Here is a 13,238-nt window from a genome sequence, read left to right as displayed (position 1 = left end):
AGCGGACGGTGTTCCCCGCCGACTTCCGCTAATGCGTCGGTCGCGCGATGTCCGGGAGCAGGCAGATATCGCCCACGGCGTCGGCGTGCGCATTGGCGTTGCCCGGAACCTGCTTTTGAGCCGGCTTGGTGGCCGGCGCCACGGCACCGGTGGTTTTCTGCGGTGCTGTCGACTTGGGCTGGGTGCCCTTCGTCGCCGGATTGCCGGCGGCGCTCACCGGGATCGGCGGACCGACGCGGGTCCAGGTCTCGCCGCCGCACAGGAAGCCGAGCACGCAGCCCTGGATCTCGAGCTGATCGGTGCCGACGGGCTTGATGGTCGAGCTGTAGAGCTGGCCGTCCTTGGCGTTGTAGACCTGACCTTCCCACGCATCGGCGCCGGCCTTCTTCTTCATGTCGATCAGGATCGGCATGCCGAGCGTCGGCCTGCTCTGCTTCGCAGGATCAGGATTGTTCTTATCCTTGCCGCCCGGGGTTTTTTCCCAAGACACCGCACCCCACATGTTGCCATTACACTGGGCGACGCGGATGGTGGCGACACCGTCAGCGACCTTCCAGTCGCCGGTCGGGTCCGCTGCAAGTGCCGGTGATAATACGGTGGCCAAAAATAAACCTGAAAAGGCTATTGTACGCGCGAAAGTTCTTGGGCAGTGCAACATGGTCCAAACCTGTGCTTAACTGGACGATCCGAGCGGGGGGCAAAACGCCGCTAGCGAGCGTTTTAAGTTGACGAGATGGCCATCAACCGACGTATGTGACGAATGGTAAGTTCCAATTTAGACGTTTCCGAGATTTTTGTGGAGCGCGAGGGGCAGCGCGGTGCCATGCACACGCGTCACCTCAACGAGCAGCTCGTTCGCGTTCTCAAGACCATCGGCTACGACGTCGGCTTCCAGAAGGGGCAAGGCCAATACCTCTTCGATCGTCAGGGGGCTCGTTACCTTGATCTATTGAGCGGATTTGGCGTTTTTGCGATTGGCCGCAATCATCCGGCCCTGCGCCAGGCGCTGAAGAGCGTGCTCGACGCCGATCTGCCCAATCTCGTGCAGCTCGATGTCTCGACGCTCGCCGGCGTGCTCGCGGAACGGCTTCTGGAACATGTTCCATATCTGGACAAGGTGTTTTTCGCCAATTCCGGCGCCGAAACCGTCGAAGCCGCGATCAAGTTCGCGCGCGGCGCGACCGGCCGCCCCGGTATCGTCTATTGCGGGCATTCGTTCCACGGCCTGTCCTACGGTGCGCTGTCGCTGACGGACGATTCGAATTTCCGCGGCGGATTCGAGCCGCTGCTGCCGGGCTGCACCCCGATTCCGTTCAACGATCTCGAGGCGCTGGAGAAGGCGCTGTCGTCGCGCCAGGTCGGCGCGTTCATCGTCGAGCCGATCCAGGGCAAGGGCGTCAACATGCCCACCGACGAGTTCCTGCCCGGCGCGCTGGCGCTGTGCCGTAAATACGGCACGCTGTTCATCGCCGACGAGATCCAGACCGGCATCGGCCGCACCGGGAAATTCCTCGCGATCGAGCATTGGGGCATCGAGCCCGACATGGTGCTGCTGGCGAAGGCGCTGTCCGGCGGTCACGTGCCGATCGGCGCGCTGCTGACGCGCAAGAACATCTTCGACAAGATCTTCAACCAGATGGACCGCGCGGTCGTGCACGGCTCGACCTTCGCCAAGAACGATCTGGCGATGGCCGCCGGCATCGCCACGCTCGACGTCATCAAGGCCGAGAAGCTCGTCGAGAACGCCGCCAAGCGCGGCGCCGAGCTCCGTCTTGCGCTGACGCGCATGGTGCCCGGCTATGAACTGATGAAGGAAGTGCGCGGCAAGGGCCTGATGATCGGCGTCGAGTTCGGTCCGCCGAAATCGCTGCGGCTCAAGGCGTCGTGGAATCTGCTGGAGACCGCCAACAAGGGCCTGTTCTGCCAGCTGATCACGGTGCCGCTGTTCAAGGATCACAAGATCCTGACCCAGGTCGCCGGCCACGGCCTCCACACCATCAAGTTACTGCCGCCGCTCATGATCACCGAAGCGGACTGCACCTGGATCGAGAAGTCGTTCGACGACGTGATCGCCGGCAGCCACAAGGTGCCCGGCGCGATCTGGTCGCTCGGCAAGACGCTGGTCGACAACGCGGTGCGCAAGTCGGCGTAGGCCTCACGATGTAGCCCGGATGGAGCGCAGCGAAATCCGGGGTTCTCAAAGCGGGTAAGACCGTCCCCGGATTACGCTGCGCTCCATCCGGGCTACAAGACTCACCCCTCCTTGTTCGCGCGCATCGCGCCCTCGAACTTGTCGCCGAACTCGCTCAGTTCGTCGGCGCCGAGATCGCTGACTGCCCAGTAATTCAGGCCGCGGTCGCTCCAGCGGCGGATATTGAAGCCCTGCAGTGTCGAGATCTTCGCCGTCTTGCGTTCGGTGTTCGCGGTCTGCGCCACGAACAGGTTGATGACGTGCTGGCGCCGCTTGTAGACCACGGCGCCGATCTCGCGGGCGTTGACGTAGTCGAGCCGGCCACCGATCAGCGTGAAGCCCTGCGCGGTGAGATCGATCACCGGCGGCGAGACGTCGAGCTTGCCGTTGAACCAGGGCTTGACCGTGTGCTGATCCGTCGAGATCACGTCGGTGAGGTGGCCGGCCTGCAGCGAACGCAGATGCGCCGACACCACCTCGTTCTCGATGCGCTGCTCGTCATCGTTGCGCAGCACGATCGCGACAAGGCCGGTCGCTGCCATCGCCGACACCGCGGAGCCCAGCGCAAAGCCGCGCAGCACCGAGCGCCGGGTCGGCGCCGCCTGCGCTTGTGGTTGCGGCAGTGACTTCTCGATCTTGCGGCGCAGCTCGAGCGGCGCCTTGTAGCGCAAATCGCTCTCGGCGATCGCCTGGCGGATCTCCTGATACTCCTTCATGAGCGCGGCGCAATGTGCGCACCCCTCGACATGGGCCTCAACTTCGCGCGCATGGCCGGCGTCGAGTTCGCCGTCGATCAGCGCGTGGATCAGCACTTCGGCTTCCTCGCAGGTCATTTCGCTTGCTCCTGTTCCGCAAGCCAGGCCGATCGCAGCATGGCGCGGGCGCGCGCGAGGCGGGACATCACGGTGCCGACCGGCACGGCGGCGACATCGGCGATCTCGCGGTATGAAAGATTCTGGATTTCCCTGAGCACGAAGGTCTCGCGGAACGGCTCGGCAAGCGCCGCGACCAGCTTGCGCACGGTCTCGCCGTCGAAGCGGCGCAGCAGCTGCTTTTCCGGGGTCTCCGGGGCTTCATTCCACAGCGGGGTCTGCTCGCCGCCTTCGGGCAACTCCTCGACCGCGGTCGGGGCGGTCTTGCGCCTTGCATATTCGGCCCGGCAGACATTGCGCAGGATCGCGAACAGCCACGGCTTCATCGCAGGTCCGCGGTAGCTGTCGAAATGCTTGTAGGCGCGCAGATAGCATTCCTGCACCGCATCCTCGGCGTCGGCGGCATCGCGCAGCAGATAGCGGGCCAGCGTATAGGCATCGTCAAGATACGGCAGCGCGGCCTCGCGGAAGCGTCGCGCCTTTTCGGGATCGTCTTGCGACGCGTTGACAACCATCGTGTCCTGCCCGGCATGTCGAGAGACGGCTCGTGCCCGGCCGGGAGCGGAGGGCCACCGGCCGGGCATGGTTGTGATTGTATGGGTTGTCACGTTACCCAACCTTGACACTGCCTGTCATGTGCGGATGCAGCGAGCAGAAATACTTGTACTCGCCGGGCTCCGTGAAGGTGAACGAGAAGGTGCCGTCGGTATCCATGGTCTTGGAGCGGAATTTTCCCGCACACACCACGGTGTGCGGGATGTCGTCGCGGTTGGTCCAGGTCACGGTGGTGCCGACCTTCACCTCAAGCTGGGGCGGGGTGAACGAGAAGTTGTCGATGTGAACCGCGGTATCTTCGGCGCGGGCCGCCGTGACCGGCAGCAGCATGGTCGCGACCACGGCGATCCCGAAGTCGCGTCGATTGATCGAACTCATCGGTCTTGTCCCTCAGCCTTGCAGCGGTGTGTCGATGATCGCCAGCGGCTGGCTGTTCTGCTTGAAGTTGATGCTGGCGACGCCGAGCATGCTGCGCAGCTTGGCATCCTCCACCTTCATCGGGCCGGGCGAGGGGGCGGAGCCCGGCGCCGGCTGCGGGAAGGCGGTCGAACGCGCGGTGTGGAAGGTGACGTTGCCCTCGACCTTCTGCATCACCTGGTGGATGTGGCCGTTGAGCACGGTGACCGAGCCGAAGCCCTTGACGTATTCCAGCGCACGGGCGCCGTCCTCGGTGCCCCAGCCCCATTGCGGATAGACCGTCCACAGCGGGATGTGGGCGAACAGCACGATCGGCGTCGACTTCGAGCGGCCCTTGAGGTCGTTCTCCAGCCATTCGAGCTGCTCGTTGCCGAGATTGCCGAGGCCGCCGCCCTTGAGGTCGACGACGTTGACGAGGCCGATGAAATGCACGCCGCCGGCATCGAAGGAATAGTAGCCCGGACCCTTGGTGCCGCGGCCGTAGCGCTCCTTGTAGAGCTTGACCTCCTCGTCTATGAAATCGTGCTCGCCCGGCACGTAGTGCACGTCGAGCTTGGCCTGCGAGATGATGCGATCGGCGTCATCGAATTCGGACGCCTTCGACAGATGGGTGATGTCGCCGGTGTGGATCATGAAGGATGGCTTGACCTGCATCGCCCGGACCTTGTTGATGGCCTCTTCCAGCGTGCCGATGGCGTTCGGGTTCGCCGGCTTGTCGAAGCCGACATGGCTGTCGCTGATCTGCATGAAGGTCATGCCGGGTGCAGCTTCCGCAGCCGCGGCCGAGCCGACGATGCCGAGCGAATGCGGCACGCCGCCGGTGACGGTCCACAGCACGCCGGTGCCGGCCCAGGTCATGCATTCGAGCACCTTGCGTCGGCTGACGCCTTTTTCCTCATGGCGATGGTCGTGATCGTGTCCGCTCATGGCAGTCTCCCGTGGGCCCAGGGATTGGGTTTCCGGGGAGGTGATCGGCGGGGGTGGGGCTTTATTCCCGAGGCCTGGGCGGGGCCGATGGCAGGGATGACGATTTCGTGAGGTGCGACGCCGGCCCGCCATGATCGGCGGGCGCAGGGGACCGCGCGACAGCTCGACGCAAGGGCAAGATGCGCAATTGAAGCGTTGGTGCTTGCGACGTTATCGACCCGCCCGACAACCCACTGATCGAGCGGAGGAAAACATGGCTGACGTCACCGGCGGCTGTCACTGCGGCGAGATCCGTTACGAGGTGACCGGCGAACCGGTCGTCCATGCTTTGTGTCACTGCACCGATTGCCGGCGCCACGCCGGCGCACCGATGGTCGGCTGGGTCATGGTTGCCGAGGACATGGTCAAGGTGACCAAGGGGCAGCCCAGGATCTACCGATCCTCGGAGCACGGCCGGCGGCACTTCTGCGCGAAATGCGGCAGCGGACTTTTCTATACCAATCGCAACATGCTGCCCGGGTTCATCGACATCCAGAGCGGCACCTATGACGATCCCGATGCGGTGCCGGCCACGATGCATATCCAGGTCGCGGAGCGGCTGCGCTGGATGGTGGATGCGCATGAGCTGCCGACCTTCGACCGCTTTCCGCCGCCGGAATGACCGGGTTGATGAACGCGGTGCTTTCCGGCGAAGCGACTATGCGCGCCACGACATGGAATCGCCGCAACATAGATGGACGGTTGCAATACGGCGTTTTCTTTTTGGCAGGTGCGCGTGACGCTCGCGTTGGTCGGGCGTCCATTTCACGCACCAACCAGCGCGGGCTGTTCGCTTGAGTCGGGTTGGCCTTATTCGTCCTCGTCGTCCGGACCGCCACGCTGCTCGATCGCGTTTCGTACGCCGCGCATGATGGCGAACGACACGAATGCCATCCTTCGCTTCTGATCATCGCTCAATGTCTTGTAGAGCGGCTCCCAGGCATCGGAGAGCTTCTTGAGATCGGTCCCGCGCTGAATCAGCCGGTCGGCTCTGCGTTGCATCATTTCGACCGGATTGCTTCCGCCAAGGGCCTCCATCGGTCCGTTGTCCTGGAGTTCGGCAATTCGCTCCAACCGAGCCTGCCGGTTTTTCGCTCGCGCACGGATGGCATCCTCGATGGCCGGCCAGTATTTCTCCTGATCGGGTGTCAGCTGCAGGGCAGCCTTGACGATGCCGACACGCATGTCCGTCAGGCTCTTCAGATCGGCTGCACTGGGTTGCGCGGCTCCGACTGTCGTGGATGTCTCTGCTGCAAAAGCGAGAGACGAGGTCGTCACCAAGAATGCAATCGCTGCGACAGCTGCGTTCCTCGTCATTGTGAGCTCCTGAGCTGGTCATCAAGGATGTCCGCGAGAGCAACCACAATCATGTCGGCCACGGGTTGATCTAGGTCAAACGGGAGAGGGAGCCGGAAAATATGGACGCGCTTCTGACCGTTCGGGAAATTCCGTGAGGCTCCGGATCGGCTTGTCGGCTCAACCCGTGACCGGCGCGACGGTGGCGCCGGATTGAGCTAGATCAAGGTTCAGCGGATCGCAGTGTTCAGAAACTGCCGTCGACCTCGTTTCGACCGGGCGGTACCATGCACCATCTGCTCAAGGAAATTCGACATAATCCACTGCTCTGGATGCTGGTCTTCGTACCGATCGTGCTGGCGGTCGAGACGGCGGCTCCGTCCGCCCACACCGCGCTGTTTGTGCTCGCTGTTCTGGCCATCGTGCCGTTGGCCGCCCTGCTCAGCCACGCGACGGAGAGCGTCGCAGAGAAGACCGGCGATGCAGTCGGAGGCCTGCTCAACGCAACTTTGGGCAATCTGACCGAGCTGATCATCGCGATCGCTGCGCTGCATGCCGGAGAGTACATGCTGGTCAAGGCATCGATCGCCGGTGCCATCGTCACCAATTCACTCTTTATGCTCGGCGCATCATTCCTGCTCGGCGGGCTCCGCCATCACGTTCAGGAGTATAATCGGGCCGGCGGGAGGATGTACGCAGCGCTGCTGCTGATGGCCACGATTGCGCTGCTTGCGCCCTCGGCTGTTGCCGACCTCGATCCGGCGCGCGGCGAGGCCATGGCGCTGGCTCTCAGTACGGGCCTCGCTGTGCTGCTGATATGCGCCTATGGGCTCGGCTTGCTGTTCTCGCTCAAGACACACAAGGAGCTGTTCGCAAGCGAGGAGCATGGCGAAACCGGCGGCGCCGGCTGGCCGATCGGACTTGCGTTAGGTACCCTTCTCGTCGTCACGGTGCTGGTTGCACTGGTCAGCGAAATATTCGTGAGCTCGGTGCAGAAAGCGGGCGAGACGCTCGGATTGAGCCCGGCGTTCGTCGGTTTCATCATCGTCGCGCTGGTCGGCGCCGCGGCAGAAATGGCGGTCGCGTTTTCTGCGGCGCGCAAGAACCGTCTCGATATGAGCGTCAGCATCGCGCTCGGCAGCGCGTCTCAAATCGCCTTGTTCGTCGCGCCGGCGCTGGTGCTTCTGAGCTACGTCGTCGGTCCGAAGCCGATGGATTTGCAGTTTTGGCCGGGGGCCGTGACGATGGTCATGATCGCCTCCGTGACTTCCTGCTTCATCACCAACAGCGGACGGTCGGCATGGTTTATCGGTGCCTTGCTCGTGCTCATCTATGCGATTTTCGCCATGACCCTGTACATGGTGCCACCGGGATCGCACGGCCCGGTTTGACCAGCGGCGAGCGTTGCCGGCACCGATCCGGACGAGGGCGCGTGTTCCTCGTCGCGTTCACGCGGACCCCTGATGGCTTTACAGCGGTAGCTCGCTCTGACCGCGCGTCCAGTCGATAATGTCGATCTGGAGCCCCCGTTTCAGAATCTCGGCCTCAAGATTGCTGGCATGCCGCTTCCATTCGGCCGTCGACCGGACCCGGAATTTTGGATCTTCACCGTTTGCCTCGAACTCATCGTCGGCTTCGAGCGCGCCGCGAACAGCCTCGTACATCATCTTAAGGCTCGCGTCGGTGAAGGCGTCGTACTCCATCGAGCCGTCTCCCTGGAAAAGCGAAATTCAAGGGACCGCCACGATGGCGATCGTGGCGTCCCTTTGCGGTCGATCCATTCAACATGGAAATGCCGATGCCTGACCGGAACTCGACAGCGAGCCGGTGCGGTGCAACCGCATGTCCATCCATTGCGGCTCAGCCGGATCAATACTGCGGGCAGACCATTTGCCCGTATTCATTGTAGTAGCAGCCTTGGTTGCCGTAGTAGCCATAGGCGCCATACGCGCCGGCTGCGGCTGCAGCGCCGACGGCAGCAGCACCATAACCCCAGCCCGGCCGATAGTAGCCTCTGCCGTAGCCGGGATAGCCGGCGACCGGGCGGCCGGGGCGCCCTGCAATCGGTCGACCGGGATAGCCCGGACGCCCTGCAACGCGATATCCTCCACCGTGAACTCGTCCGCCGCCTACATGCATGCCACCGCCACGCATCCCGCCGCCGTGAAAGCCGCCTCCGCCGCCGCGGAAGCCGCCGCCTCCTCCGCGACGGGCATAGGCGTCATCAGGAATCAGGCAGACAGCGACGAGAACCAGAGCCGCCAGAGCGGCGAGGATACAACGAAGCATGGCGTGTCCTCCCTATCGGACAATATTGCGAGCGGCGACACTGCGACAATTTCGCCTCGCGAGATTGACGTAGATCAACGGAATGCAGCAGGGCGCGCGTTCGAAAAGGGTCAGGCAGCTGTCATCAACCCCAGGCACAATCTGTACTTTGCCGCGTAGCATCTTGCCTGGAATGCGAACGTGAGTTCCATGGCATTTGCTTTCGCCTCAGTCAGGCGACAGCCATCGTTTCTTTGCCGAGTTCACCTGGTGTTTTTACGTCCTGCAGAACGCAGCCAAGAGGATCAACGTGCGGAAAGCGGATGTAACGTGCGCGTGCTGTGGCGCAGGTTTCCGGCGGTTGGAGCTATGGTCAGAACCTGGCGCCAAAGGTGAGTATCACTGTCCCGTTTGCGACTACTTGCTCGAGGCATTCGATGGCACCAACCTGATCGCCTATCGGCTGACGATCCAGCCGGAACGCGCGCCGGTCTCCTCGGCGAAGCTGTTCGACGAACAATGATAGCCTGACGATCGGTTGCCATCGGCGTGCTTCGCTTTTCGAGGTGACGGCCGACGCCATGACTGTTTGGCCGTGTCACTGCATCGATTGGCGCCGCATGCCGACGGGCCGATGGCCGACCCGGTGATGGCCGCAGAGGACACAGCCAAGGCGACACGAGGCAGATCTGCCCGTCCGGCCGGGGGGGGGGCGTTTGCACCCTCGTCGGATGGTCTCGGTGCTTGCTTGCTCGTGCGCCGGGACGCCGGCTAGTTCTTGACGGCATACAGAGGCGTTCTGAACGTCAGTTGATAGGCGGGCTTCGGCACCCACATGATTTCGGCTGTGAGGCCAAACAATCGGTTGTCATTATCGTCCATGCGGTCGAGATCTAGCCGCACGATCGGTTGCGCGAAAGGCTGAATCGAGGCGACGTTCATAAGTTGCGCGCCCTCGAAGGATTGCACGCCCACGCGGCCGGTAAATTTCCAATCGTTCGGCCATTGATAGTAGCCGCCGACATAAGCAATCGTGTTCGGATTGATCCTCCCCAGCGCACTGCCGGCGTCGGTTCGGGTGTATTGGACACCGCCGAGGAAGCCTCGGGTTTCATCGGAATCGAGCGCATAGTCGAATTCGAGAATGTTGTTGAAGGAGGTTGTGCCCAGCGGGCCATTGGGAATCGACTGTGTGATGGTCGATTGCAGCGTCACGGTAGGAAAGGTCCCGCCGTTCTGCTGATAAAGGTCCGCCTGGAAGCCGATATTCCAGCTTGTGACCTGAAAGGACGAAAAGCCGGTACTCCCGAAGTTCGTCGAACTGCCGGAGACGCCGGCATAGAGCGACACGCTATCGGTGACATCGACCGTTAGCGGAAAATCCATGTTGAGAGATTTCGCGGCTGGCACGCCGGCCGGAAAGACCGCGCTCCCCGATGCCGCAAGCGTTTGAGTATTGAACAGCGTCGGATGTCCAAAGCCGAACGCGAGCGACCCCGCCGGTACCTGTGCGTAGATCGTTCTGAGGTCGAGGTAGATGTTCGGCACCGAAGCATTGGCAACGCCGTCATCATTTGCGGCAAGGGCCTTGGCAACCGGGATGATAAGCACCGCGCATGACGCCGCCCTCAGGATCAATCCGAAGGCCGAGCGCCCTGCGCTGTTACGTAGCGGCGCGTTCAAGGCGAAAACCTTCCTAGGCGCGATTGTCATTGGGCAGGGAGGCGCGCTGATCGATCGCAGCTTGTCCGTTCCTCGATCTCACCCGAAACTCCCGCGGGGTGCAGCCGGAGATCCGGCGGAAGGCACGCGTAAAATGAGCCGGGTCGGCATAGCCCGATGAGAGTGCCACGTCGATGATCTTGATTTCAGTGGCGCCCAAAAGCTTGGCCGCATTGTTGAAGCGAGCCTGCTCAACCAGACCCGAATATGTCAGCCCAGCGAGCGAAAGCCTCCGTTGCAAACTCCTGGTGCTCACTCCCATCATCTCGGCCGCCTGCGTTATCGTGAGGCCTCCTTGGTCAAGGTAGGAGGGCAAGCTCAGCCTCAATGCGCTGACGACGTCCTTGCCGAATGACTGCGGCTCGTGATCGGACGGCGCCGGCCGAAAGTCATTTGAGGGATTTGCAAGACTGAGGAGTTTTACCGGCACCTCGATCCATGAGGCCTTCTGACCTGACAGGAACCGCGTGTTCGGCCAATGCGACCGGACCTCCGGGCTCGGCGTATAGGGCGCTTCAAATGCAATCACCTTTGGAGACCAGTTCGCCCCGGCGAACTGACGGACGATGTGCAGCACGAATATGTTTTGAAGCCACTGGGATATCTCAAGATGGGAAATGCCCTCCGTTCCAATGAGCTTGCTGCAAATCTTCAAGTTCTCGCCGCTTGGCTCGAGCCATAGTTGGAGGATCGTATCCTCGCACGGTGCCCACCGGCAGGTTTGCTGCAAGGCAACCAACAGGGTCGGCGCATGGCGCACGCGCGCGCGCATGGCTTCGCTCAAATGTTCAAACGAGGTTCGCTGGGCTGCGCGAAAGGCGATTTCTGACAGGCCCTGCTTTTGCTGAGCGGCCGTCGCGAACCGAACAGCCGGCAGCAAAGGTACATAATGATCCGCTTTCTCTTCAAAAGACGTCGGAAGCTGAAATTTGGCGAGGAGTGCCGCCGTAGGCCCGCCAGTTTCGGAATGAAGCTCAGCGAATGGGATCAAAAATTGACAACGGATCAATGGAATGACGGTCATTACTACCTGCCCAAGAAGTTTTGCCGCGATTGCAGCTTAGCAGACCGGAACTCCTCTTGCGTTGTCTTTATCGAGCAGCCGACGCGACACGCATTCGCGAATTTCGCTTGACGAGAATTTTGGCGGCTGATGGCCAGATTGATCCCCGAAGCTGCTCTATCCTGATGCGTCGTTTCTCTTGCAGGAGCACGGGCCTCACGCCTCAAACCAACCGATGAGAGCTGTCCGATTGCCTTCAGCCCAGGCGGTCCGCGCGGCCATTGTCGCGTCGCTGCGACACGGTGACGCAACTCTGGATAGTACCGCTCACACCCTCAAGATCAGCTCGCGCACGTTGCAGCGGCACCTTGGTCGCCTGGGCACCAGCCACAGCGAAATGCTCGCCGAAGTTCGCCTGGACATCGCCTGCCGCCTGCTCGGGGACTCAAGCAAGCGCCTGTCGGAAATCGCAAAATTCGTGGGATACAGTAATGCCAGCAGCTTCAGCCGCACTTTCGTGCGTTTGATGAAAATCCAACCCATCGCCTACAGGCAGCAGCAACTTTCCGATCGGCCGAGTGGGGCGAACCATCGCAAGAGATCTCACGCCGCCGGGCGATGAGAAGTTGTATCATTGGCGCGAAATGGCAAGACGCGCGATCCGAATTGGCGCGAAATGCGTAGCGAAGCTGATTGCCGAAATAATTGCGGCGCTCCCCCAAGGGCGCCAAAGGAGATAACAACCATGACCCTTCGCTCAGCTCTGCTGGTATTCTGCGTCGCCGGATTGATTGCCGCTCCCCATAAGGTGCTTTCCCAATCTGCACCCGAGACCAAACCGCACGTCCCGCTTGAGAAGTCGATCGGTCAGGCAAAGCCGGAAGTCGTGCCATCGCTGTTCGTCCTCAATTCGCGCGGTGCGAGCTTGAAGGACGGCAAACTCGTGCTGACTGGGGTTTCATCGAATGCGATCGTGTTCGCCGATCGGCCCGTGCGGGCAGCCGGTCACGATCTCACATCGCGAATTGTCGAGGATTGGGGCAATGGCACCGACAATTTCGCGAAGGATCCTCCAAACGCCACCGTGTCCGGGTTCAGGAAAGACGGATCGTCGGTAGCCGACGCCGTCGTCGTCCTGAAATCGCCCAAGCTCGACGGCGACAAGCTGACTTTCGATGTCGATCTGCTCGAAGGTGACCTTGCGGGAGCTGATGGACCGGCGTCGATCTTCATCGACATCATCGGTCGCCCATTCACGCCGCTGTCCTTTGCCGGCGTTGCCCGTCGAACCGCGTGGCGAGGGGCTTATTATCGCGGCGCTGCAGTCGCAGGTGCAGCCGCCCTTGGCGCCGCGGCTGCTTATCCCTATTACGCCCCGCGGTGCGGGTTCTATCCGTATCCGCCTTGCTACTGAGCAACGCGACCGGCCACGTCGCAGCCTCCGGGCCGACCATGCAAGGTCGGCCCGATTTAAAGCCGAACATACGAGCTCACAGGAGAGGATCGTGGGACGAACCGCTATGATTGCAGCATCGCTGATCATCGCCGGCATTCAATCAGCGCATGCGCAGACCGACCTCAGCGCTTACGCCAATGCCGAAGGCTATCTGGATGTTCAGAAGCTGACATGCGCACAGCTCGCCGGAACGTGGCAAGGAGACGCCGATCTTCTCACTGCCTGGTACAGCGGCTGGTACAACGGCCTCGCGCGCAAGCATTACCTCGATATCAAAAAGTCCCGTGAGGCCGAGCACGAGGTGATCCAGCACTGCAAGGCTCATCCCGACCAGCTCATCATCGAGGCGATCGCAGTAGTCTTCAAGGATATGAGAGCGGCGCTCGGGATCAGGATGCAGCCGTAGTTGCGCGATCGGACACCTTTCACGACAGGCCAACCTCGGAGCAGCCTGGCGATCGTTTGAAGATCATTCGATTTTGACACAAGGAG

General features: G+C 61.9%; 16 protein-coding genes. 6 read left to right on the top strand and 10 right to left on the bottom strand.

What is annotated here, in order from left to right:
• Positions 1–28: 28 nt before the first annotated feature.
• Positions 29–658 carry a DUF2147 domain-containing protein gene (locus tag AKL29_RS33695; protein ID WP_050387130.1) on the bottom strand — a complete coding sequence of 210 codons (630 nt, stop codon included), beginning with the start codon at positions 656–658 and terminating at the stop codon, positions 29–31.
• A gap of 102 nt (positions 659–760) precedes the next feature.
• On the opposite strand from AKL29_RS33695, the gene hpnO reads away from it, so the two are divergent.
• Entirely contained in the window at positions 761–2,152 is a 1,392-nt protein-coding gene (gene hpnO / locus AKL29_RS33690; RefSeq protein WP_050387129.1) for an aminobacteriohopanetriol synthase HpnO, read from the top strand.
• Positions 2,153–2,253: 101 nt separating this feature from the next.
• On the opposite strand, the gene AKL29_RS33685 is transcribed toward hpnO, so the two are convergent.
• The 4 genes from AKL29_RS33685 to AKL29_RS33670 all read right to left on the bottom strand — a co-directional run bounded on the left by AKL29_RS33685 (position 2,254) and on the right by AKL29_RS33670 (position 4,962).
• Entirely contained in the window at positions 2,254–3,024 is a 771-nt protein-coding gene (locus AKL29_RS33685) for an anti-sigma factor family protein (protein WP_028331707.1), read from the bottom strand.
• Positions 3,021–3,578 (bottom strand): sigma-70 family RNA polymerase sigma factor, encoded by a 558-nt coding sequence (locus AKL29_RS33680; RefSeq protein ID WP_018270594.1) that lies wholly within the window; start codon positions 3,576–3,578, stop codon positions 3,021–3,023. The genes AKL29_RS33685 and AKL29_RS33680 overlap by 4 nt, the downstream gene beginning before the upstream one ends.
• A 94-nt stretch (positions 3,579–3,672) precedes the next feature.
• Positions 3,673–3,996, bottom strand: coding sequence for a cupredoxin domain-containing protein (locus tag AKL29_RS33675; protein ID WP_028331706.1), 324 nt, complete (start codon positions 3,994–3,996; stop codon positions 3,673–3,675).
• Between the two features lie 12 nt (positions 3,997–4,008).
• On the bottom strand, positions 4,009–4,962 hold the full coding sequence (locus AKL29_RS33670) for a metallophosphoesterase family protein (RefSeq protein ID WP_050387128.1): 954 nt from the start codon (positions 4,960–4,962) through the stop codon (positions 4,009–4,011).
• A 253-nt stretch (positions 4,963–5,215) separates the two neighbouring features.
• Between AKL29_RS33670 and AKL29_RS33665 the strand changes: the two genes are divergently transcribed.
• Positions 5,216–5,623, top strand: coding sequence for a GFA family protein (locus AKL29_RS33665; RefSeq protein WP_050387127.1), 408 nt, complete (start codon positions 5,216–5,218; stop codon positions 5,621–5,623).
• Between the two features lie 188 nt (positions 5,624–5,811).
• Here the strand turns inward: AKL29_RS33665 and AKL29_RS33660 are convergent, their stop codons facing one another.
• Positions 5,812–6,318 (bottom strand): Spy/CpxP family protein refolding chaperone, encoded by a 507-nt coding sequence (locus AKL29_RS33660; RefSeq protein WP_050387126.1) that lies wholly within the window; start codon positions 6,316–6,318, stop codon positions 5,812–5,814.
• A 266-nt stretch (positions 6,319–6,584) separates the two neighbouring features.
• On the opposite strand from AKL29_RS33660, the gene cax reads away from it, so the two are divergent.
• Positions 6,585–7,688 (top strand): calcium/proton exchanger, encoded by a 1,104-nt coding sequence (gene cax / locus AKL29_RS33655; protein ID WP_028331702.1) that lies wholly within the window; start codon positions 6,585–6,587, stop codon positions 7,686–7,688.
• Between the two features lie 78 nt (positions 7,689–7,766).
• On the opposite strand, the gene AKL29_RS33650 is transcribed toward cax, so the two are convergent.
• The 4 genes from AKL29_RS33650 to AKL29_RS33635 form a co-directional block, all read right to left on the bottom strand.
• The gene (locus tag AKL29_RS33650; protein ID WP_028331701.1) at positions 7,767–8,000 is read right to left on the bottom strand and encodes a hypothetical protein; all 234 of its coding nucleotides are present in this window, start codon (positions 7,998–8,000) and stop codon (positions 7,767–7,769) included.
• Between the two features lie 166 nt (positions 8,001–8,166).
• Positions 8,167–8,586 carry a hypothetical protein gene (locus tag AKL29_RS41325; protein WP_080666919.1) on the bottom strand — a complete coding sequence of 140 codons (420 nt, stop codon included), beginning with the start codon at positions 8,584–8,586 and terminating at the stop codon, positions 8,167–8,169.
• 750 nt (positions 8,587–9,336) lie between these two features.
• On the bottom strand, positions 9,337–10,248 hold the full coding sequence (locus AKL29_RS33640; protein ID WP_244482567.1) for a hypothetical protein: 912 nt from the start codon (positions 10,246–10,248) through the stop codon (positions 9,337–9,339).
• A gap of 13 nt (positions 10,249–10,261) precedes the next feature.
• Positions 10,262–11,311 (bottom strand): AraC family transcriptional regulator, encoded by a 1,050-nt coding sequence (locus tag AKL29_RS33635; RefSeq protein ID WP_050387125.1) that lies wholly within the window; start codon positions 11,309–11,311, stop codon positions 10,262–10,264.
• A 229-nt stretch (positions 11,312–11,540) separates the two neighbouring features.
• Between AKL29_RS33635 and AKL29_RS33630 the strand changes: the two genes are divergently transcribed.
• From AKL29_RS33630 to AKL29_RS33620, 3 genes are all read left to right on the top strand, one after another.
• Complete coding sequence (locus AKL29_RS33630; RefSeq protein ID WP_244482566.1) at positions 11,541–11,912, top strand: helix-turn-helix domain-containing protein; 372 nt, start codon at positions 11,541–11,543, stop codon at positions 11,910–11,912.
• A gap of 123 nt (positions 11,913–12,035) precedes the next feature.
• Positions 12,036–12,704 carry a hypothetical protein gene (locus tag AKL29_RS33625; protein WP_244482571.1) on the top strand — a complete coding sequence of 223 codons (669 nt, stop codon included), beginning with the start codon at positions 12,036–12,038 and terminating at the stop codon, positions 12,702–12,704.
• Positions 12,705–12,810: 106 nt separating this feature from the next.
• Entirely contained in the window at positions 12,811–13,152 is a 342-nt protein-coding gene (locus AKL29_RS33620; RefSeq protein WP_028331694.1) for an HdeA/HdeB family chaperone, read from the top strand.
• The last annotated feature ends 86 nt before the right edge of the window (positions 13,153–13,238 follow it).

Origin of the sequence: Bradyrhizobium pachyrhizi (assembly GCF_001189245.1) — a bacterium.
Lineage (GTDB): Bacteria > Pseudomonadota > Alphaproteobacteria > Rhizobiales > Xanthobacteraceae > Bradyrhizobium > Bradyrhizobium pachyrhizi.
The sequence above is the reverse complement of the archived record's forward strand: the minus strand, read 5'-3'. Positions and strand labels throughout refer to the sequence as shown.